General features: G+C 72.1%; 23 protein-coding genes. 9 read left to right on the forward strand and 14 right to left on the reverse strand.

The window, feature by feature from the left end; genetic code table 11:
• Positions 1 to 57: 57 nt before the first annotated feature.
• On the reverse strand, positions 58 to 936 hold the full coding sequence (locus OIE47_RS02935; RefSeq protein ID WP_326559924.1) for an alpha/beta fold hydrolase: 879 nt from the start codon (positions 934 to 936) through the stop codon (positions 58 to 60).
• Between the two features lie 222 nt (positions 937 to 1,158).
• Here OIE47_RS02935 and OIE47_RS02940 point away from each other — a divergent pair, with 222 nt between their 5' ends.
• Positions 1,159 to 1,737 carry a TetR/AcrR family transcriptional regulator gene (locus OIE47_RS02940; protein WP_326559925.1) on the forward strand — a complete coding sequence of 193 codons (579 nt, stop codon included), beginning with the start codon at positions 1,159 to 1,161 and terminating at the stop codon, positions 1,735 to 1,737.
• A 103-nt stretch (positions 1,738 to 1,840) separates the two neighbouring features.
• Positions 1,841 to 3,073 carry a CehA/McbA family metallohydrolase gene (locus tag OIE47_RS02945; protein ID WP_326559926.1) on the forward strand — a complete coding sequence of 411 codons (1,233 nt, stop codon included), beginning with the start codon at positions 1,841 to 1,843 and terminating at the stop codon, positions 3,071 to 3,073.
• Between the two features lie 83 nt (positions 3,074 to 3,156).
• Here OIE47_RS02945 and OIE47_RS02950 read toward each other — a convergent pair whose 3' ends face one another.
• From OIE47_RS02950 to OIE47_RS02965, 4 genes are all read right to left on the reverse strand, one after another.
• Positions 3,157 to 3,363, reverse strand: a complete 207-nt coding sequence (locus OIE47_RS02950; RefSeq protein ID WP_326559927.1) for a hypothetical protein — start codon at positions 3,361 to 3,363, stop codon at positions 3,157 to 3,159.
• A 121-nt stretch (positions 3,364 to 3,484) separates the two neighbouring features.
• The gene (locus OIE47_RS02955) at positions 3,485 to 3,694 is read right to left on the reverse strand and encodes a hypothetical protein (RefSeq protein WP_326559928.1); all 210 of its coding nucleotides are present in this window, start codon (positions 3,692 to 3,694) and stop codon (positions 3,485 to 3,487) included.
• Positions 3,695 to 3,763: 69 nt separating this feature from the next.
• Positions 3,764 to 4,354 carry a hypothetical protein gene (locus OIE47_RS02960; protein ID WP_326559929.1) on the reverse strand — a complete coding sequence of 197 codons (591 nt, stop codon included), beginning with the start codon at positions 4,352 to 4,354 and terminating at the stop codon, positions 3,764 to 3,766.
• Positions 4,355 to 4,551: 197 nt separating this feature from the next.
• Positions 4,552 to 5,997: an MFS transporter gene (locus tag OIE47_RS02965; RefSeq protein ID WP_326559930.1), complete on the reverse strand. Its 1,446-nt coding sequence runs from the start codon at positions 5,995 to 5,997 to the stop codon at positions 4,552 to 4,554.
• 119 nt (positions 5,998 to 6,116) lie between these two features.
• On the opposite strand from OIE47_RS02965, the gene OIE47_RS02970 reads away from it, so the two are divergent.
• A complete protein-coding gene (locus tag OIE47_RS02970) occupies positions 6,117 to 6,590 on the forward strand; it encodes a winged helix-turn-helix transcriptional regulator (protein ID WP_442792127.1) in 474 nt (157 codons plus the stop codon).
• A 19-nt stretch (positions 6,591 to 6,609) separates the two neighbouring features.
• On the opposite strand, the gene OIE47_RS02975 is transcribed toward OIE47_RS02970, so the two are convergent.
• The 4 genes from OIE47_RS02975 to OIE47_RS02990 form a co-directional block, all read right to left on the reverse strand.
• Complete coding sequence (locus OIE47_RS02975; RefSeq protein WP_326559932.1) at positions 6,610 to 7,644, reverse strand: RICIN domain-containing protein; 1,035 nt, start codon at positions 7,642 to 7,644, stop codon at positions 6,610 to 6,612.
• Positions 7,645 to 7,690: 46 nt separating this feature from the next.
• The gene (locus tag OIE47_RS02980; RefSeq protein WP_326559933.1) at positions 7,691 to 8,647 is read right to left on the reverse strand and encodes a lytic polysaccharide monooxygenase auxiliary activity family 9 protein; all 957 of its coding nucleotides are present in this window, start codon (positions 8,645 to 8,647) and stop codon (positions 7,691 to 7,693) included.
• 92 nt (positions 8,648 to 8,739) lie between these two features.
• Positions 8,740 to 9,399, reverse strand: a complete 660-nt coding sequence (locus OIE47_RS02985; protein WP_326559934.1) for a response regulator transcription factor — start codon at positions 9,397 to 9,399, stop codon at positions 8,740 to 8,742.
• The gene (locus tag OIE47_RS02990; RefSeq protein WP_326559935.1) at positions 9,396 to 10,610 is read right to left on the reverse strand and encodes a sensor histidine kinase; all 1,215 of its coding nucleotides are present in this window, start codon (positions 10,608 to 10,610) and stop codon (positions 9,396 to 9,398) included. Before OIE47_RS02990 ends, OIE47_RS02985 begins: the two co-directional genes overlap by 4 nt.
• Before the next feature lie 121 nt (positions 10,611 to 10,731).
• Between OIE47_RS02990 and OIE47_RS02995 the strand changes: the two genes are divergently transcribed.
• Both OIE47_RS02995 and OIE47_RS03000 read left to right on the forward strand, forming a co-directional pair.
• A complete protein-coding gene (locus OIE47_RS02995) occupies positions 10,732 to 11,661 on the forward strand; it encodes an ABC transporter ATP-binding protein (RefSeq protein WP_326562978.1) in 930 nt (309 codons plus the stop codon).
• Positions 11,658 to 12,497, forward strand: coding sequence for a hypothetical protein (locus tag OIE47_RS03000; RefSeq protein WP_326559936.1), 840 nt, complete (start codon positions 11,658 to 11,660; stop codon positions 12,495 to 12,497). Before OIE47_RS02995 ends, OIE47_RS03000 begins: the two co-directional genes overlap by 4 nt.
• A 48-nt stretch (positions 12,498 to 12,545) precedes the next feature.
• Here the strand turns inward: OIE47_RS03000 and OIE47_RS03005 are convergent, their stop codons facing one another.
• On the reverse strand, positions 12,546 to 13,532 hold the full coding sequence (locus tag OIE47_RS03005) for a LacI family DNA-binding transcriptional regulator (protein ID WP_442792043.1): 987 nt from the start codon (positions 13,530 to 13,532) through the stop codon (positions 12,546 to 12,548).
• Positions 13,533 to 13,730: 198 nt separating this feature from the next.
• Here OIE47_RS03005 and OIE47_RS03010 point away from each other — a divergent pair, with 198 nt between their 5' ends.
• Together OIE47_RS03010 and OIE47_RS03015 are read left to right on the forward strand one after the other, a co-directional pair.
• Positions 13,731 to 14,969, forward strand: coding sequence for an MFS transporter (locus OIE47_RS03010; protein ID WP_326562980.1), 1,239 nt, complete (start codon positions 13,731 to 13,733; stop codon positions 14,967 to 14,969).
• A gap of 65 nt (positions 14,970 to 15,034) precedes the next feature.
• Positions 15,035 to 15,868 (forward strand): alpha/beta fold hydrolase, encoded by an 834-nt coding sequence (locus tag OIE47_RS03015; protein ID WP_326559937.1) that lies wholly within the window; start codon positions 15,035 to 15,037, stop codon positions 15,866 to 15,868.
• A gap of 19 nt (positions 15,869 to 15,887) precedes the next feature.
• On the opposite strand, the gene OIE47_RS03020 is transcribed toward OIE47_RS03015, so the two are convergent.
• Complete coding sequence (locus tag OIE47_RS03020; protein ID WP_326559938.1) at positions 15,888 to 16,301, reverse strand: type II toxin-antitoxin system Phd/YefM family antitoxin; 414 nt, start codon at positions 16,299 to 16,301, stop codon at positions 15,888 to 15,890.
• A gap of 100 nt (positions 16,302 to 16,401) precedes the next feature.
• Entirely contained in the window at positions 16,402 to 17,061 is a 660-nt protein-coding gene (locus OIE47_RS03025; protein ID WP_326559939.1) for an acVLRF1 family peptidyl-tRNA hydrolase, read from the reverse strand.
• A 104-nt stretch (positions 17,062 to 17,165) separates the two neighbouring features.
• Between OIE47_RS03025 and OIE47_RS03030 the strand changes: the two genes are divergently transcribed.
• Together OIE47_RS03030 and OIE47_RS03035 are read left to right on the forward strand one after the other, a co-directional pair.
• Positions 17,166 to 17,873: a hypothetical protein gene (locus OIE47_RS03030; RefSeq protein ID WP_326559940.1), complete on the forward strand. Its 708-nt coding sequence runs from the start codon at positions 17,166 to 17,168 to the stop codon at positions 17,871 to 17,873.
• The gene (locus tag OIE47_RS03035) at positions 17,873 to 18,781 is read left to right on the forward strand and encodes a hypothetical protein (RefSeq protein ID WP_326559941.1); all 909 of its coding nucleotides are present in this window, start codon (positions 17,873 to 17,875) and stop codon (positions 18,779 to 18,781) included. Before OIE47_RS03030 ends, OIE47_RS03035 begins: the two co-directional genes overlap by 1 nt.
• A 269-nt stretch (positions 18,782 to 19,050) precedes the next feature.
• Here OIE47_RS03035 and OIE47_RS03040 read toward each other — a convergent pair whose 3' ends face one another.
• Both OIE47_RS03040 and OIE47_RS03045 read right to left on the reverse strand, forming a co-directional pair.
• A complete protein-coding gene (locus tag OIE47_RS03040) occupies positions 19,051 to 19,536 on the reverse strand; it encodes an amphi-Trp domain-containing protein (protein ID WP_326559942.1) in 486 nt (161 codons plus the stop codon).
• Positions 19,537 to 19,652: 116 nt separating this feature from the next.
• Positions 19,653 to 20,531, reverse strand: a complete 879-nt coding sequence (locus tag OIE47_RS03045) for an alpha/beta fold hydrolase (protein WP_326559943.1) — start codon at positions 20,529 to 20,531, stop codon at positions 19,653 to 19,655.
• Positions 20,532 to 20,550: the final 19 nt, after the last annotated feature.

Raw genomic sequence — 20,550 nt, forward strand, 5'->3', positions numbered from 1 at the left:
GCGCGATGCGGAGCTACCAAGATACTTCGAGCGCCGTGCGGCCGAGCTGCCACGGCGTTAGCGGGACAGGGACTCGACGAGCCAGGGGCGGAGAACGGGCAGGACGTTGCCCGGTTGCATCGCCCGGGTGTGGTCGAGCCCGTCGAGCACCCGTACCTGCCAGCCGAGGGCTGCCAACTCGCCCCGCCCTTTCTCGACCGGGCCGGCGATGTCGACGGTCACGCCGCCCCAGCGTTCGTCGTACGGGATCGTGTCCGCGGAGCCCACGAAGCAGAGCCGGGGGCAGGTGATCCGGTCCTGGGCCGCCCGGTCGTCGAACCCGCGCAGGGCCAGGTACAGGGTCATGAACTGCCGGGTCTGCGGCTCGGGGAGCGTCACCTGCACGGACGACCAGTCGAAGTCGGCCGGGTCCGTCCAGGCGTCCGCCCCGGTCGGGGCTTGCGGCGGGTCGGCGACCGGGGTGGTCGGGGCCGGGGGCGACATCGCGTGGGTCGCGGTGGTGACCGCGAGCATTTCCGCGTACGGTCCGTCGATCGGCGGGAAGCCGCCCATGACCAGCGCGGACAGGCGATCGGTACGGATCGCGAGCTGCAACCCGCTCAGCGCCAGCCACGAGTACCCGTAGTACGCGAACCGCTGCGCGCCCACCGAGTCGGCGACCGTGAGCAGATCCTCGACGATGGTGTCCGGGGTCAGGGTGTCCGGTTTCGGGAAGGCCCGCAGGTGCCCCTCGTAGTCGAACGCCACCACCCGGAACGCGTCGGCGAGCCCGTCGACCAGGGTCCTGCCCAGCGCCGGATCCATTCCCCAGCGGCGCATTTCGTCGGCCGCCGCTCCCTCGGTCGGCCGGGGGTCGACCGGGAGCAGGACGGTCGGTCCCGTCCCGTGCACCTCCACCTCGATCGTGCTTCCGTCGGGCAGGGTCACCTCGGGCATGAGCGGTCTCCTGGTTCGGCTCGTCGAGCACGGAAATAATTCCGTACGGGATAAGGTAATACCGCGAGGCACAATACCTTACGGGATAAAGAGTCTTCGGGGATCGACCTCGACACCCCGACCACGCGGAGTCGCGGACGTCACACCGGGAAAACCGGCTAGACAGACCGTTATGTTCAATCCCGGCGTCGGGCAGGAAGGCCGGTCCAGTAATCTCGGAGGATGTCCGTGACAACCACCGGTAGGGCGTCGGCCAGGGAACGGCTGCTGGCAGCGGCCGACGAACTGTTCTACGCGGAGGGCGTGCACTCCGTCGGCATCGACCGGGTGATCGAGCACGCGGGCGTCGCCAAGGCGACCCTCTACAACGCATTCGGCAGCAAGGACGAGCTGATCCGGGCGTACCTGCTGGGGCGGCTTGCCCGCCGGCAGGAGCGGGTGGCCCGCAGGCTCGTCGGGGTGGACTCGCCCCGCGACCGGATCCTCGCGGTGTTCGACGCCCTGACCGACGCGTTCAACCAGCCCGGCTTCCGGGGTTGCGCGTTCGTCAACGCCAGCGCCGAGGTCACACCGGGCGGCAAGGTCAGCGAGGCCTGCGCCACCTCCCGGGGCTGGACCCGGTCGACGTTCCGGGAGTTCGCCACCGAGGCCGGGGTCGCCGATCCGGACCGGCTCGCGGAGCAACTCGTACTGCTCTACGACGGGGCGTCGATCGCCGCCCAGCTCGACGGCAACGCCGGAGCGGGTGCCGCCGCCCGTATCGTCGCCGAGACACTGGTCGACGCCGCGATCCACCACTGACTGCGGCGTAGGGCCTCGCGCACGGGTAAGCGATTGACAGACTTCACCGGATGGACAACTGCGCCTATCTATCCGTTGCCGGCCGTCGGATGCACTGTCCGGCATGACTCACCACCATCCGGACACCGGACACACCCATGACGGCACGACCCGGCGCACGCTGATCGCCGGCGCCGCCGGCGGGCTGCTGACGCTCGCCGCCGCACCGGGCACCGCACAGGCGGCCACGGCCGCGCTCGCCGCCGGACCGAACCGGGCGGCGGGAACCGGCGCCGCCCGCGCCTCGCGGCTGACCCAGGGCACCACCCTGGTCCACGCCGACCTGCACAACCACACCGTGATGTCCGACGGCGACGGGGATCCGGCGCTCGCCTTCGCCTCGATGCGCGACGCGGGCCTGGACGTCGCGGCCCTCACCGACCACGCCACGCTCTTCTCCATCGAGGGGATCTCCCGGTCGGAGTGGGACCGTACCGGGGCCCTCGCCGACGCCGCCGACGATCCGGGCCAGTACACCGCCATCCGGGGCTTCGAGTGGTCCCACCCGCTGCTCGGCCACGTCAACGTCTGGTTCTCCGGCAACTACACCGACCTGCTCCAGTCGTCGAGCATGAGCCGGCTCTACAGCTGGCTCGCCGGCTCCGGCGGCGTGGCCGGGTTCAACCACCCCGGACGCGAGATCGGACGGTTCGACAACTTCCGCTACACGTCGAGCGTCCGGGAGCCGATGATCGGGCTGGAGATGTTCAACCGGGGCGACGACTACCTCTTCGACGGCTGGGGCGGCGGGCAGACGTCACCGCTCGTGGCCTGCCTGAACGCCGGCTGGCGTCCCGGCCTCACCGGCGTCTCCGACGAGCACGGGACCAACTGGGGCTTCCCCGAGGGCAAGGGGCGTACCGGTCTCTGGGTCGCCCAGAACACCCGGCAGGAGGTGCTGGCCGCGATGCGGGCCCGCCGGTTCTTCGCCACCCGGGTCTCCGGCCTGCGCCTCGATGCCACCGCCAACGGCGTACGGATGGGCGGAGTGGTCCCGGTGATCCGCGGGGACGTCGGTTTCGAGATCGACCTGGACCGGGGTCCGGAGTGGGTCGGCAAGCCGTTGCGGATCCAGGTGCTGCGCCCGGGCAGCGACGCCCCCACGGTGCCGCTGGTGGTCGACACCGTCGCCGGGCAGGTCACCCGGTTCACCGTCCCGCTCGACCTCGCCGACGGCAACTGGGTGGTCCTGCGGGTGTCCGACCCGACCCAGGCCAACCCGAGCCCCGGTCCCGCCGGCCACCCCTGCAACGACTGGGGTGTGGCCTACTCCAGCCCCTGGTGGCTCCAGCCGTGAAACCCTGACTGCGCCACCGGCCGCCGGGTGGGCGGACGTACGCCCGACGGCGCGGCACCTCACCGTCGGGCGTACGAGCGTTTTCAGTCAGCCAGGGTCACGATGGACTCGGCCCACCGGAAGTACTTGTTGGTGCCGAAGTCACGTACCGTCTTGATGCCGAACGCCTTGAGCAGCAGCTCCGCGTCGCCGGCCGAGACACCCTCGATGGCGGTGACCGGTGCGTCGGCGATCTCCTGGGCGCTCTTGCCTTCCCACGCCTTGGAGAGCTTCTTCTCGAGTCCCAGCATCCCTTTGTCCTCCTTAGACAGTCCGGCACCGCGCCGAACCGCGGGAAGACTACGACGATCCGGGCTTACCCGCCAGTCGGCCATCAAAGCGACACCGGGCGCCGCCGGTCGGCCTCGGCGCTCAGTCCGTCGGGCTCACGGTCTGCTCCGAGGTACGGTGCTCGACCTCCGATCCGCGACCGGCCGGAAGCCCGGCGGTACGCCGGTCGGACTCGGTCAGAATCGCCTCCGCCTGCGCCAGCGGGTCCTCGCTGCCGACCGCCCGCTCCTCCGGCAGCAGATACTCGGCGCGCCGCTCGACCTGACTGCGGTCACTGCTCTCTGTGCTCATACCGCACACCCATACCCCCGCACGGCAACCGCGACACTCCGGCGGCTGCCGGAGTGTCGCGGCATCCGGTCAGCCGGACTGGGTGGGGAACCACTCGACGACGCGGAAATCGCCACTCTCCAGCGTCTCGTACGGGGCACCGCTCAGGCAGAGGGGAACCGACTCGGTGCTGCCGGAGTCGAGGGCCCAGCTGTACCCCACCCGGTCGCGGCGTCCGTCGTCGTACACCGTGAACCCCTTCCGGACGCCGAGGAACTCGGGAAAGCTGGTTTCCGTCACCACACCGGTGGCCACCGCCACCGGTCCCGCGACGATCAGGCAGTCGATCCGCCCGGAAAACCATCCGCCTTCGTCACCCTCGTAGTGGCTGACCCGGAAGGTGCCACGGGCGGCGGTGGCGAAGCCGCGCGCGTCGAAGGCGAAGCGAACATCCTGCCCGTCCGCCCGGTACGTCCTGGCCGCGCCCACCAGGATCGGCTCGGTCGGCTTCGGCCCGGGCCGGAGTCCGTCCGGGCGCGGATCCCGTTCCTGTTGTCCGACCGCCCTCAGCGCCGGACCCGGGGTCGCCGCCGAGGCCGGCACCGATCCCCAGAGCGTGGCCGAGAGTGCGAGCGCCGACATGCCGGCCAGTACGCTCCGCCACCGCGGTGTTCGAGTCATGATGGTTTCCCCCTGTGGATTCGGTTACCGGGCGCTGGTTCGCCCAGGTCCACGGTCGTGCAGCCGCCCGTTTGACGACTCCCTCCGGCGGGGGAACCGCCTCCCCCGCCGGAGGAGGCGGTGAAGACGGAGCGCGGGCCCCGACCCCGGTGAACTCCCGGCCGGCAGATCCGCCGCCGCCCGGTGACCCGCCCCGCTCAGGTCGGCGCACCTACCGGTGCCGGCACGGGGATCGTCCCGGCAGTCCCCGTGGACCTGCCGGAGCGGAGCCCGAAGGCGGTGATCGCGGCGCCGAGGACCACGAGGGCGAGCGGGACGAGCAGCGCTGACCGGAGGGCGTCGAGCGCCGCTCCGGGTGAGCCGTCGTCGGCGAGCGCGGCGACGTTGACGGCGGTCACCGCCGACAGGCCGAGCGCGGTGCCGAACTGGATCGCGGTGTAGAGCAGGCCCCCGGCGAGACCGTGTTCGGATTCCCGCACACCGTCCGTGCCGGCCATCGTCAACGGCCCGTACGCCAGGGAGAAGGCCAGGCCGAGCAGGAGCATCGTCGGCACCATGGCGGCGTACGTCCAGTCCGGCCCGACCGGCAGGAACAGCGCGTACGACAGCGCCGCCAGCACCAGCCCGCCGAACAGCACCCGTACGTTGCCGAACCGGTCGACCAGGCGCGGGGTGAGCAGGGGTGACAGCACCACGTCCAGGCCGATCAGCAACATCGCCAGACCCGTCTGGAGGGCGCTCCAACCGCGCAGTTCCTGGAGGTAGAGCGTGACCAGGAACTGGAACCCGGCAAAGGATCCGACGAAGAGCAGGGCGGCCAGGTTGGTGCGTACCAGGGCGGGGTTGCGCAGGATGCCCAGGCGTACCAGGGGGTTGGCCGACCGTCGCTCGATCGTCGCGAACACGACCAGCAGCAGCAGGCCACCGAGGAACGCGCCGGCCGTGGCGGCCGGGCCGTCACCCGGATGCTCCAGCCGCACCACCCCGTACGCCAGCAGCAGCATGGCGCCGGTGATGCTGAACGCGCCGGCCAGGTCGAACCCGCCGGTCGGACGCTGCCTCGGTCCCGAGTCCCGGACCAGCGGGATGGCCGCGGCGAGGATCAGCGCGGACATGATGACCGGGGCGAAGAACACCCACCGCCATCCGATCGAGGTGAGCAGGCCACCGGCGACCAGGCCGAGGGTGAAGCCGCCGGCCGCCATGCCGGCGTAGATCCCCAGTGCCCTGGTGCGCTGCGGACCCTCGGGAAAGTTGGTGGTGATCAGCGACAGCCCGGCGGGTGCCAGGAACGCGGCGGCGACCCCGGTGACGAACCGCGCCACCAGCAGCATCCAGCCCTCGGTGGCGAATCCGCCGAGGCCGGAGAAGACGAGGAAGACGACCAGCCAGAGCAGGAACATCCGCCGGCGGCCGAGCAGGTCGGCGGCCCGGCCCCCGAGCAGCATGAAGCCGCCGTAGCCGAGCACGTAGGCGCTGACCACCCCGCTGAGCATCCCGGTGCTCAGACCCAGGTCGGCCCGGATCGACGGCAGTGCGACGTTGAGCATCGCAACGTCGATCCCCTCCAGGAAGATCGCGCCGCAGAGCACAAAGAGGACGGCTCGGGCGCGACCGTCCATCCGGTGATTCGATATGGACACCAGCCGACTCCTCACGAGTGTGGCGGGACCGGCGTCGGTTCTTCCGACGACTGCCGGTTCCCTCTTGTAACCAACAGCATCGTCAGGCACCATCGGTAGGCATGGAAGACGGCACTTCAATGTCCCCCGGTTACTGCGCGGATACCGACGACCACGAGGTCCTCCAGTGGGACACGCGGGCCGACTGCGAGGTCCGGCAGATCCTCGACCGGATCGCCGACAAGTGGTCGCTGCTGGTCATCACCCTGCTCGACCGGCGCAGCCTGCGCTTCACCGAGCTACGCCGGTCGATCGACGGAGTCAGCCAGCGGATGCTCACCCGTACGCTGCGGCACCTGGAACGCGACGGCCTGGTGAGCCGGACGGTGCACGCCACCGTGCCGCCCCGGGTCGACTACGAGCTCACGCCGCTGGGCTCGACCCTGCACGAGACCATCCGCGCGTTGGTCACCTGGACCGAGGGGCACCAGAACGAGATCGCCGCCGCCCGCTCGGCGTACGACGTCCGGGAGGCCGCCCAGCAGGAGGCGGCGGAAGCGGAGGCGACCCGGCGCGACGTCATCGCCCGGGAGGTCCTCGCCGGGCAGCGCTGAGCGCCGTACCGGGACCGGCTCAACCGGTGGGGTCCGGGACAGCGGTCGGAGAGGTCGGCTCGATCAGGAACTCCTGCTCGGCCGCACCGGTGCAGGGCTCCCGGAGCAGTTCGGCACCCGAACCCGGACCACCGTCGGGGAAGCCCAGGCAGAGGTCGGTGTAGGCCGGCCGTATCCGGTAGCCGCCCGGAACCGGGACATCGACCGGCTCGATCCGAAAGAGCTGGGCGGCCTGGTCCTCCCAGCACTCGTTACGGGGTTCGAGCATGTCCCCCACCACCGACCCGCCGGTCAGTACGGTCAGGCAACCCGTACCCAGCACCGGATGGACCCACTTGATGAAGTAGTGCTCACCGCCCACCCGCTGCAACAGGGTCAGGGGCGGTTCGGCGCCGGCGCAGGCCCGCTGGACCGCGACCTCGCTGCGGTACCGGCCGGTGTGCTCGCGGCCCTCGGAAACGCACCGCTCGGGCCGGTCGGCGATGCGGATGCGTACCCATCCCGACAACTCCGGCCGTCCCGCCGAAGCAGTGGGTTGAGGATCGTCGGGCGCGACGGTGTCGCGATCAGTCTGTGGCGGTCCGTCCGGCCGCGACACCAGCCAGGCCGCACCGATGACCGCGCCGACCACCGCGAGGGTGGTCAGCAGGACCACGAGCTGACGCAGCCAGGTCGACCCCCGACCGGGCGACGCCGGGTCCGCCTCCTCGCTCGTCGGCGCGGTGCGGTCGGAACCGTCCCCGGACTGCGTCGGCGGGGTGGGGCCGGCGGACGCTATCCGGTCCCGGGCCGCCAACCAGATCTCGACCTCCGACGGGCCGGCACCGCAGGCGCGGACGAAGGCGGCGACCATCTCCGGACGCGGCACCGACTGCCGGCGCAGGGCGTCGGCGATGGTGCTGCGCGGCAGGACGTCACCGGAACTGGCCGCCCGTTCCTCAAGCTGCCGGTAGGTGCACCCGGAACGCTCCTTGAGCTGCTGCAAGAGGGCCACGAACTCGGTCGGGCCGTCGGCCCGACCGGGCAGTGGAAAACGCGCATCCACACCCGACACAAACAACGATCTTAGTGAACCTTCGGGACATTCCCTATTCGCCGCCTCACCCCGGACCGGAGGATCCGGAAGGCCAGGCCAGCCGCCGTGACACCGGCCGTACGGCACGTCGGGACCGCCGCCTCAGGAGCACCGGGATCACCACCCCGGCCGCGAGCAGGATCCCGGCCAGGCCGAACCAGAGCGTCCCGCCACCAGTGGCGGTCGTCGCGGCGGTGGCCGTACCCGCACCGGCGCCGGGCGGGTCGGCCGGGGATCCGATGCCGGTCACGGTCGCCGGGCCGGTCTGCGTACCGGAGGGGCGGGCAGTCGTGGCGGGGCGGGCGCTCGCCGACGCGGCACCGCCGGGACGGGCAGCGGCGCTCGCCGGTCCGGCACCGGACTCGAAGATCACGTCCGAGCAGGAGTAGTAGGTGTCCGGAGTGGACGAGTTCTGCCAGATCGCAAAGATCACGTGCCGGCCGGAGAGCCCGGCGGGCAGCCGGCCCCGCATCCGGTAGGCGCCGTCGGTCTGCGGCGGGTCGGTGGCGGTCAGGAAGGGGCGCTCACCAAGATCGGACCAGGCCAGCGGTCGGGTCGGGTCGTACCCGTCACCGGTCACGTACCACCGGAAGGTGCCCTCGTGCGGGATCGTGGTCCGGTAGGTGAAGGTGAGCTCGGCACCCGCCTTGAGCCTCGTCGCCGGCCAGTCCGCCCGCGCCAGGTCCAGGCCCCGGAACTTGGCGACGCCGCCGCTGCACAACCTGCCGTCGGGGATCTTCTCCCGGTCCCGCCCGTTCACCCCGGCAACCCGTACGTTGTCCCACTGGTCCACGACGGTGCCGGCGGCGACCGCGGCCCGGCACGCGGCCGAGCCGTTGGTCCGGGGTGCCTCCGGGCCGCAGGCCGCCGACCGGCTGATCGGGTTGCCGGGCGCGCCGTGCGCCAGGGCCGGCCCGGTGGGCAGCAGCGCCGCGACCACCGTCGCGGCGGCGAGGACGAAGAGCTTTCGACGTACGGTCATCCTGGTCGACCTCCCGCACCCAGGTACGGAAACCGACGGCGAAAGGTTCGACGCCCGCCCGAACCGTCGCCGGAATCCCGGGCGACGGACCCTCAGTCGCTCGGCGCCACCAGCCCCAGCTCGTACGCGGTGATGACGAGCTGCACCCGGTCGCGGGCGCCGAGCTTGCTGAGCAGCCGGGCGACGTGCGACTTGGCGGTGGCCACACTGATGTACAGCTCGTCGGCGATCTCCCCGTTCGACCGCCCCCTGCCGATCAGGGTCAGCACCTCCCGTTCCCGGTCGGTGATGCCGACCGCCGGTCGCCCCGGTCGGCGGGCGGGCCGGCGGCTGTCCACGAAGTCGGCGATCAGTCGCCGGGTGACGCTCGGCGCGATCAGCGCATCCCCGGCGGCGACCACCCGGATCCCGGTGAGGATGTCGTCCAGGGCCATGTCCTTGACCATGAACCCGCTCGCCCCGGCCCGGAGGGCGCCGTAGACGTGGTCGTCCTCGTCGAAGGTGGTCAGTACGAGCACCCGTGCCGTCCCCGGTCCGCCGGTGATCCTGCGGGTGGCCTCGATCCCGTCCATGTCCGGCATCCGGATGTCCATCACCACCACGTCCGGCCGCACCTCCCCGACCACCCGGACGGCTTCGGTGCCCGTACCGGCCTCGCCGACGACGTCCAGGTCGGGGGTGTCGGCGATGAGCACCCGCAGGCCGGAGCGGACCAGCGGTTGGTCGTCGACGAGCACGACGCGTACGGTCACGGCAGCCGCACCGGCTCGGGCAGCGGCAGCGTCGCGGCCACCCGGAAACCGCCCTCGGGGCGCGGCCCGACGGTGAACTCGCCGTGCAGCAGGCCGACCCGCTCCCGCATGCCGGTGATGCCGTAGCCGGTGCCGGGCAACGGGCACCCCCGACCGCTGTCGGTGATCTCGATCCGGAGTTCCTCGTCCCGGTAGTCGACGGTGACCCGGCACTGCGGCGTCCCCGCGTGGCGTACGACGTTGGTCACCGCCTCCTGCACGATCCGGTACGCGGACAGCTCGATGTCGGCCGGCAGTGTGCGCCGCTCCCCCTGCCACCGCACCTCGACCCGGACACCGGCCTGGAAGGTGGTGTCCGCCAACCGGTCCAGGTCACCCAGTCCCGGTGCCGGTGGCGCCGGTACGTCCGAACCGGTGTGCCCGGGGGTGCGGCGCAGGCCGCCGAGGACCCGTCGCAGTCCGGCGAGGGTCTCCCGGCTGGTGGCCTCGATCGCACCGAGCGCCTTGCGGGCCTCGGCCGGCTGCGTGTCCATCACCCGGCTGCCCACACCGGCCTGGATAGCGATCACCCCGATGCTGTGGGCGACCATGTCGTGCAGCTCGCGGGCGATCCGCAGACGCTCGGCGGTGACCGCCTGTTCGGCGTACTGGGCGCGTACCACCTCGGCGTGGCGGCGGCGGGTGCGTACCGAGTTGCCGATCATCCAGGCGGTGAGCAGGGCCAGGGTGGGGACCTCGGGGCGCAGGGTCGGACCGGCACCGCCGTTGACCAGGCCGCTGCCGACCTGGACCACGAGTGCCAGGGCTGCTGCGGTCACCGACACCCGGCGTCTCCGGGTCGCGGCGACACAGCCCACCGCGATCGCGATCGCGAGCAGGTGCAGGTTGCGCAGGTCGGTCACGTATCCCCGCTCCGAGGTCTGGAGGGTGGTCGTCACGACCAGGAGGCTGGTGAGCGTCAACGCCAGGGTGACCAGGGGGTGGCGGCGCAGCAGCGTGGCGGGCAGGGCCACGGTGATCGCCGGCAGCAGGTACCGCTGGGGAACGCCCAGCACGTCGAGACCCAGGACACCGTCGTTCGCGCCGTTGGTCACGGTGACGGCCAGGACGAGCGGGAACAGCACCACCCCGCCCCAGGCCAGGGCGGCCCACACCGGGGGCGGGAGGCGGTCGCGCAACGGTGGCCGGAAGGACTGGGAAATGGCGTCCACGCAGCGAGAATAGCCAGCTCCGTCCGGTGGGACATCAGGCCACGGGCGTACGCCCCCGGGCTGAGCCGGGACCGTGATTGCCGCCGACGGCCCGATGTCCGGGCCCGTTCCGCTCGGCAGGATCGGTGTGGTGATCGAAGTCAACGCACTCACCAAGCGCTACGGCGGCACCACCGCCGTCGACAACCTCTCCTTCACCGTACGGCCCGGACAGGTCACCGGGTTCCTCGGTCCGAACGGGGCCGGCAAGTCCACCACCCTGCGGATGATCCTCGGGCTGGACACCCCGAGCGGTGGCACCGCCACGGTCTGCGGCGTCCCGTTCCGCAGCCACCCGCGCGGGCTGCGCCACGTGGGCGCGCTGCTCGACGCGCACCAGGTCCACGGCGGTCGCAGCGCCGTGACGCACCTGTCGGCGCTGGCCCGCAGCAACGGCATCGCCCGCCGACGGGTGGACGAGGTACTGCGGGAGGTGGGCCTGTCCGAGGTCGCCCGGCGCCGCATCGGCGGGTTCTCCCTCGGTATGAAACAGCGGCTCGGCATCGCCACCGCGCTGCTCGGCGACCCACCCGTGCTGATGTTCGACGAGCCGATCAACGGCATGGACCCGGAGGGGGTGCTCTGGGTCCGGAACCTGTTCCGCCGCCTCGCCGCCGAGGGCCGCACCGTGTTCCTCTCCAGCCACCTGATGACGGAGATGGAGAACACCGCCGACCAGCTCGTTGTCATCGGGCGGGGGCGGCTGATCGCCGCCGAGTCGCTGGGATCCTTTGCCGCCCGGAGCACCCGGCTCAGCGTGGTGGTCCGTACCCCGCAGCCCGCCGAACTCACGGCGGTGCTGACGGCGGCCGGTGCGACGGTCGAGCCGGAGGGTTCGGCCGGGAACGGAAAACTCACCGTGACCGGGCTGCCTGCGGAGCGAATCGGCGCGCTCGCCCTGGACAACCGGATCCTGCTGCACGAACTGACCACCCGTACCGCCTCGCTGGAGGAAGCATTCATGGAACTCACCGCCGGAAGCGTCGAGTACCTGGCCGGGCAGACCCGATGAGCGCGTACGCCGTCACCCCGCCGGCCCCGGTCGTCGAACCGCCGGCCCGGTTCCGGGACCTGCTCGGCGCCGAGTGGATCAAAATGTGGTCGCTGCGGTCCACCGGATGGATGCTCGCCCTGGCCACGCTGTTCACCCTCGGGTCGGCGGCGCTGGCTGCGCTGGGCGACTACCACAACTTCCCCCGCTATCCCCCGGAGGTGCAGCGGGAGCACATGTTCTCGTTGGGTGACGCCTACCCGCTGGACGGGTACCTGACCCTGATGCTGGTCGCCGCGAGCGTCGGGGCGATCACCATGGTCAGCGAGTACGGCAGCGGCCTGATCCGTACCACCACCGTGGCCGTACCCGCCCGTGGCTCGGTGGTCCTGGCCAAGGCGGTTGTCCTGACCGCCGTCTGGACCGTGGCCGGCGCGTTCATCGCCACCGGTACGTTCGTCGTCTCCCAGTCCATCCTCGACCTGCGCGGCGCCGCGATCTCGGTCACCGACCCGTCGGTGTTCCGGGCCATGGTGGTCTCGGCGCTGCTCGCCCCGGTCTGTGCGCTGATCGGCCTGGGCTTCGGCGTCCTGATCCGGCACGGCGCCGCCACGATGATCACCAGCATCTTCGTCCTGCTGATGCTGCCGCTGTTCTTCGCCTCGACCAGCCGTTGGTCGGCCACCCTCGACCAGGCGATGCTGCTCACCGCCTGGCAGCGGCTGACCGTCGCCTGGGTCCCGACCGGGCCCGACGTACGGATCGCCACGATCACCGAGTCCTGGATCGTGTACGCCGTCTGGCCCCTGGTCGCGATCGTCCTGGCCCTGGTTGTCGTACGACGCCGCGACGTGTGAGCGGGGACTCCGGGGGCGCGTCGCAGCCCCCGGAGTCGACGTCGCAGGTCAGGCGCTGACCCGGCGGACCAGGGTCGAGGGGAAGATTGCGTCCGGGGCCACCCGTGATCCGGCGAGGACCGCGCTCGCCGCGGCGGCGACGATCTGGCCGACCGGGTGGCTCGCCGTGGTCAGGGGCGGGGCGCTCAGCTCGGCGAACGGGATGTCGTCGAATCCGGCCACCGCCACGTCGTCCGGCACCCGGCGGCCGGCCTCGCGCAGCGCGGCGATGGCGCCGAGCGCGGTGGCGTCATTGATCGCGAAGACCGCGTCCGTGTCCGGCCAGCGCCGCAGCACCGTACGCATCCCCTGCTGGCCGGCGGCGGCGGAGAAGTCCCCGGCGACGAGGCGGACCGGGAGCCCGGTGGAACGCATCAGGTTCTGGTAGGACCTGACCGAGCGCCAGGCGCAGGGCAGCCACGGCGGACCGGTGACCATGGCGATGCGACGCCGCCCGCCCGCGTACAGATGGTGCACGATCGCGCTGGCACCGCCGCCGTTGTCGACGTCGAAGGACGGAACCCGGCGGGAGCCGATGCCGATCGAGGCGACCCGTCGGTGCAGTGACGCCGGCACCGCCGCGAGGGCGGCCTCGGTCGTGTTGATCAGCACCACGCCCCGTACGCTGCGGTCCTCGGCCAGCCGGTCCAGCCGGGGAGCGCCGCGCGGCACCCACTGCAGGGACACCCCGACGCCGTACGGGGCCGCGGTCTCGGCCGCCGCGGCAACCGCCCGGTCGACGTACGGGTCGTCGAGCACCCGGGATGTCGTACCGACGACCGCGATGACCAGCCGGAATCCCGTGCCGCTCACCAGTGATCTGGCTACCTGGTCGGGTTGGTAGCCGAGGTGGCGCGCCGCGGTCCGGACCCGGTCCCACACGGCCGGCGACGCCGGGCCGGTTCCGGAGATGACCCGGGAGGCGGTGGCGCGGGAGACACCGGCGGCCTTCGCCACGTCCTCGAGCGTCATCCGCCGGGTTGGCGGCATCGTCATGTCAACCTCCGCTCTGAGCCTTCCGGCCCGCCTCCACCTGCACCGGGGCCGACGCCGGGTGGCCCCGGTCCGGGTAACGGTGCAAGGTTACTCTTGCGGTGAGAGCGCTCTCAGGGGTGCGATCTTCTAGTGCGTCGGCCACCCCGACGCGGAAGGAGCCCACCCGTGAGTTCGACCCAGGCCGGTCCGGCCGCACCGATGCCCCCGGCTGCGGTACCGCCGGCACCGCAGGTCCTCGCCGCCCGTACCGCCGTCGCCTTTGTCTTCGCGCTCAACGGCCTGGCCGTCGCCTCGTGGTTCTCCCGGGTGCCCGCCGCCCGCGAGGGACTCGGGCTCACCGCCGGGCAACTGGGGCTGCTGCTGCTCGCGATGTCGCTGGGCGCGATCCTGGCGATGGTGACGGCCGGTGCGGTGGTGCACCGGGCCGGCTCCCCCCGTACCGCCGCCGGCGCCACCGCCCTCCTCGCGGTCGGGCTCGTGGTCGTCGGCCTCGGCATCGGGGGGTGGGCCTCGGTTCCGGTGGTCGCCGTCGGTCTCGCCGCGATCGGGTACGGCTCCGGTCTGACCGACGTGGCGATGAACGTCGAGGCCGCGCTGGTCGAACGGCGGCTGCGGCGCACGATCATGCCCCGTTTCCACGCGGCCTGGAGCCTGGGCACCGTCACCGGAGCCGGGCTCGGTGCCGCCAGTGCCCACGCCGGCTTCCCGGTCCTCGCGCACCTGGCCCTGACCGCCGCCCTCGTCCTGTTCGGCACGCTGGTCGCGGTCCGCTCCTTCCTGACCGCCCGCCCGGACGGGTACGCCGACCAGGCCGACGACGCGTCGGCCACCGCCGGCCGCAGCCGCGACAGCGGCGTCCTACGCGCCTGGCGCGAACCCCGCACGCTGCTCGTCGGCCTGCTGGTGCTGGTCATGGCCTTCACCGAGGGAACCGCGAACGACTGGGTCGCGGTGGCCTTCATCGACGGGCACGGGGTGAGCGAGGCGGCCGGCGCCGCCGTGTTCGCGATCTTCGTCGCCGCGATGACAGTGGGCCGGACCGCCGGCACCATCGCCCTCGACCGGTGGGGCCGGGTGCCGGTGCTCTTCGCCACGATCGGGCTGGCCGTCGTCGGCGTGGCGATCGCGGTCTTCGCCGACTCGACCCCGGTGGCACTCGCCGGGGTCGCGCTCTGGGGACTGGGCGCCTCCCTCGGCTTCCCGGTCGGAATGAGCGCCGCCGCCGACGACGAGAGCCGGGCCCCGGCGCGGGTCAGCGTCGTCGCCACCATCGGCTACACCGCGTTCCTGGCCGGGCCGCCGGTGGTCGGACTGCTCGGCGACCATGTCGGTACGTTGCAGGCGTTGCTGGTGGTGCCCATCCTGCTGGTGCCGGCGCTCGCCCTCGTACCGACGACGCGCAAGTCGCCCGAGCGCACCGCGCCCATCGACTCCTGACCGCCACGGGTGCGCCGGCCGATCCGGGGCGATCTTCTGTCGGACCCGGGGGCTACAGTCCGATCATGGTGTCCCAGCAGGAGATACGGCTGCGCGACGGCCGCCGGGTGCAGGCCTACGACAGCGGCGTCGAGAACGGCGCCGACGCGTTCACGGTGCTCTGGCACCACGGATCACCACAGACCGGCGCCCTGCTCGAACCCCTTCTGGCGGCGGCCCGCACGAGGGGCATTCGCCTGCTGTCGTACGGGCGGCCGGCATACGGCGGGTCGGATCCCAGTCCGGGCCGGGACGTGTCGTCCGCGGCGGCCGACGTCGCGCAGATCGCCGACGCGCTGGGCGTCGACCGGTTCGCGGTGATGGGTGCGTCCGGCGGCGGCCCGCACGCCCTCGCCTGTGCCGCCCTGCTGCCCGAGCGGGTGACCGGGGTGGTCTGCCTGGCCGGTATCGCACCGTTCACCGAGACCTTCGACTGGTACGCCGGCATGGTCTCCCCCGGAGGTCTGCGTGCCGCCGCAGCCGGGCGCGAGGCGCGCGAGCGTTACGCGGCCACCGACACGTTCGACGAGAACAGCTTCACCCCGGCCGACTGGGCGGCGTTGGCGGGCACCTGGTCGTCGCTGGGTGCGGACGCCCAACGGGCGGGCGGCGAAGGACCGGACGGGTTGATCGCCGACGACCTCGCCTTCGCCGCGCCCTGGGGCTTCGACGTGACGCGGATCGACGCACCCGCCCTCTTCGTCCAGGGCGGGCAGGACCGGGTCATCCCGCCCTCCCACGCCGACTGGCTGGTACGCAACTGCCCGTCGTCCGAACTCTGGCTGCGCCCCCGCGACGGCCACGTCTCGGTCCTCGACGCCGCCCCGGTGGCCATGGACTGGCTGCGCGCCGCGAGCTGACGGCGGCAGAGGCTCGCCGTCAGCCGCGGAGGAGGTCGGCGTGCGCGCCGCGCAGCCGGGCGAGCGCCGGGTCACCGCCCGGAGTGGCCCGCCGGTCCAGCTCGGCCCAGGCTTCGGCGAGGGCGTCGGTGACCGCGCGCAGCTCGGCCGCGTGCCGGCGGATGCTCTGCTGGTGGAGTTCGTCGAGCCGGCGGGCCCAACCGGCCGAGACCGTGGCGACCCGTTCGGCGTCGGCGCGTGCCTGGGCCACGGACCGGGCCGCGGATGCCGGCACGATCGCGGCGACCGGGCGGGGGTCGCCGTCGCGGGTGACGACGGTGACGGTGTCGGTCAGCTCGGCCAGGGCGACGAGCTGGGTCAGTCGGGTGCGGACCTCGCGCAGCGGCAGAACGCGCGACTGGTCGATGCTGTGAGCCAGGGCGGGGGCAGCCATGCGCACATGCTGCCCCCGGGGTACGACACTCCCGCTCGACCGACCACACCGACCGGACACAGTGGCCGCTCCGGCCACCCGTCACACGGCCGGCGACGGATCACGGCACCAGATGGATGCGGATCTTCCTGGCGGTGACCACCGCGTCCTCGAGTACGGCCAGTCGCGGTTCGGGGGACTCGATCAGTCGCGGATGGCGCAGCGGCACCAGCGGTGACAACCGCCGGTCCGCCAGCACCGTGTCGATCATCGACCGGTCCCCACCGCAGACCAGTGCCCGTACGGCGTCGTCGGGGTCGGCGGGCACGCCCGGCGCGTGGGGCAGCAGGACCCGGGCGGTGATGTCGGCGGCCCGCTGGGCGGCGGCCTGGGCCTGGTTCTCGCGGCGACGGGCGTAGCGGTGCTGTGACGTACCGCCGGCCGCGGTGCGACCCTGTACGTAGAAGCGCTCGACCTTGGACACGGTCACGCTCGTACCGTCCGCGACACCGGTGGCGACCGCGCCCTTGCGTACCAGCAGCAGGGCGATCCGGGGTGGTCGGACGACCTCGGCGAGCAGGGCGTCGACATCCCCCACGGTGGCGAGCCCCGGTGGCGGATACAGGGTGGCGGTGTCGCCGTTGTTCACCCCGGTCAGCACGAGGCCCTGCTCGGTGGCGCCGTCGTGCCGGCCGTAGAAGCCGTCGAGCCACCCCCGGATCCGCTCCGGCGAGATCTCCACCCAACGCCCACCACCGGCGGCGGGCCGTGCCTGGCGCACCTGACCTCCACCCGTCCGGGACGGCAGACCCACGGCACAGTGCCGCTTGCCGCCCTGCCCTACCTTCCAGAACTGAAGTCTCGCAGACCACGGGGTGGGCAGGCATGCAGATCATCGAGCACAGTGTCATCGGCACCCGGTCGGCCGTACTGCGCCTTCGGCGCCACGACGCACAGTTGCAGTTCGTGCTGTTCCCGATGCTCCATGTGGCGAACCCGCAGTTCTACGTTGCGGTGGCCGACCGGCTGCGCGCCTGTGACCTGCTCGTCGTCGAGGGAGTCAGCGGCGGCCCGTCCGTGCTCGCCTCGGCGATCACGCTCACCTACCGGGTGATGCCGGCCAACAAACGATCCGGGCTGGTGGTCGACAACATCCCGTACGGGTCGCTCGGGGTGGAACTGATCAACCCGGACGTCACGACGAAGGAGTTCGCCCGGAGCTGGCGAGCCATGCCACTGCACTACCGGCTGATGGTGTGGTGCCTGATCCCGTTCATGACCGTGGCACATTTCTTCGGCGGCACCCGGCGGCTGCTCTCGCCCGAGATCGAGTTGAGCGACCTGCCCAGCGGCAGGGCGGAGCTCTACTCGGACCACGAGGGCACCGATCATCTCGAACGTACGCTCGGCGGTGAACGAGACGAGCGGTTGCTGGCGGCGCTCGCCGAACTCGTCCGTACCCGCTCGGCCGAGCGGATCGACGTGGCGGTCGTCTACGGCGCCGCTCACATGCCGGCGATCGTACGCGGACTCTCGGAACGGCACGGCTACCGTCCGCGTACGGGCGAGTGGCTGACGGTCATCGAGGCGTGATGACCGACGACGGTGGCCTGACGGGGCTGGACGTGGTGCCGTGGGGGGCACTGCACCACGCCTACGGCAGCGCGATCGACGTACCCGACCAGCTTCGGGGGCTTCGCTCACCCGAGCGGGACACCCGGCACGCCGCGCTGAACCAACTGTCCGGCAACGTCTACCACCAGGGGACCCGCTGGCAGGCGAGCTGTCACACCGTACGGTTCCTGGTGGCGCTGGTCGACGACCCCGCCACTCCCGACCGGGCCTCGGTGCTCGGACTGCTGCGTGCGGTCGGAGTCGGTGACCGGCGCGACGATCATCTTCCGTTCCGCCCTGATCGGACCTTCGCCGATGCCGACGCGGTGGGCGACGAACAGCTCGCCGAGCTGATTCGGTGGCTCTACCACGGCGACGACCCGTACGCCGACGACACGATGACGGACCTCGGCGACGCCGCCGCGCTGCGGTGGGACGCCGACTCCTTCCGGGCCGCCGCCGAACACACCGACCGTTATGCGCGTTGGGTGGGCGACACCGACCCGGAGGTGGCGGCGAGGGCCGCGGAACTGCTGGCCTGGTTCGCCCCAACCGACGCCGCGGTCACCGCGCTGCTCATGGTCCCGGCCGATCCCGTACGTGCCCCGGTACGGGCCAGCGCCAACCTCACCCTCGCCCACCTGGACACCGAGGCGGTCGGGATCGAGCACCGGCTGCGGGAACTCCTGACGACACCACCGCCGGCGGTACACGTCACCGCCGCCGTCGCGCTGGCGTACCGGCTCGGGGATCGGCTTCCCGACCGGGCCCTCGACATCCTGATCAGGGCCGGGGAGCAGGACCCGCCACCCGAGTCACCCCCGGGCTGGGACCGCTCGGTGCGCGGGTTCGTCGCGCTCTCCCTGCAACGTCTCGGCCTGACCTGAGCCGGTGGCAGCGGGCCGCTCGGGGCGTGGTCGCTCGGTTCGGAGTTGTCGACGGGCGACGCGCTGAACGCCCCGCGCCGGATCGCCTCGCTGCCTGCCGCCGACACGGCCGCGGACTGCGCGTACGTCACCGGGCACGCCAATCCGACCAGCACCGTCGGCTGATGCCGGAGTCCGGAAGAGGCCATGTCCACCAACGGGGACATGACCTCTTCCGTGCCGGTGGGCGCCGTGCCACTTAGCCCGAACGCCCGCCCGACCCCGGACAACTACGCGGCGTCGGCGGGCTTCGCCTCGGCCGGCTTGACCTCCGTCGGCTCGGCGTCCGCAGACCCGGTCGCCGCAGGCTCAGCCTCCGCGGACTCGGTCGCGGCAGGCTCGGTCGCGGCAGGCTCGGTCGCGGCAGGCTCAGCTTCGGCCGGCTCGGTTTCGCTGTCCGCCGTACCGTCCGCTTCGGTGGCGGCGCTCTCCTCGCTCTCCTCCTCGTCGTCCTCGCTGTCGGTCTCCGCCTCGTCCGAATCGTCGGCCGATCCGGCCACCTCGGGACCGGTCCAGGAGAACTCGATCTCGACCGAGATCTCCGTACCGCTCTCGCGCTCGATCTCCAGCTCGCACCGGACCTGGTCGGCGACCGTCACCGCGCCGGCGGCGCCGTAGAAGATCTGTCCACCGGACTCCAACTGGCTGGCCAACTGGCGCAGCCACGCGGCCAGATCGGCCCGCGACACCGTACGGGCGTCCTCGTAGATTTGCATGCCCGACATGCTCGCATTCCACGATGGACCGTCAGCGGACGGGTCCGGTGCCGGGAAAGGCGTTCCGAGGCCGATGATCGTCGGCGAACACCCAGCTCGGCCTGGTCCGGAGCCGGTTACCGGGCCAGCAGGGAGCGCAGGGTCTTGACCACCTCGGCGGGGGCTTCCTCGGCCATGAAATGACCACTGGAGACGGTGGCGTGGTCCAGATCCGCCGCCCACGGCCGCCACAGGGCTGCCGCGTCGAAGCCGAGCGCGTCGCCCCAGTCCTGCTGGCGGACGGCCACCGGCATGCGGAGCCGGTTCCCGGCCGCCCGGTCGGCCCGGTCGTGCTCGACGTCGATACCGGCCGACGCCCGGTAGTCGGCGACGATCGACGGTACGGCTTCACGCGACGCCTTCAGGTACGCCTCCCGCACGTCGGCCGGGATGGCGTCGGGGTTGCGGGTCCAGATGTCGAGGAAGTAGCCGAAGAAGGCGTCGGCACTGGCGCTGATCATCTGCTCGGGCAGACCCGGCGGCTGGGCCATCAGGTAGAGATGGAAGCCGACCGCGGCGCTGGCCCCCTGCAGAACGTCCCACATGTCCAGGGTCGGCAGCACGTCGAGGGAGGCGAGTCGGGTGACCGCGTCGGGGTGGTCGAGGCCGGCGCGGATGGCGACCAGGGCACCCCGGTCGTGCCCGGCCAGGGCGAACCGGTCATGGCCGAGGGCGCGGGCCAGCGCGACGATGTCGGCGGCCATGGTCCGCTTGGAGTACGTGCTCCCGTCGGTCTCGGCGGGTTTGTCGCTGGCGCCGTAGCCGCGCAGGTCGGGGCAGATCACGGTGTGATCGGCGGCGAGGTCGGCCGCGACGTGCCGCCACATGAGGTGGGTCTGCGGGAAGCCGTGCAGCAGCACGAACGGGCTGCCCGAGCCGCCGACGGCGACGTTGAGTGCCACGTTCTCGGCAACGGTGACGCGCTGGTAGTCGAATCCGACGATCCTGGGTTCCACGGTGGGCCCTTTCCGGGGG

Source organism: Micromonospora sp. NBC_01796 (assembly GCF_035917455.1).
In the GTDB taxonomy this organism is placed as follows: Bacteria; Actinomycetota; Actinomycetes; order Mycobacteriales; family Micromonosporaceae; genus Micromonospora_G.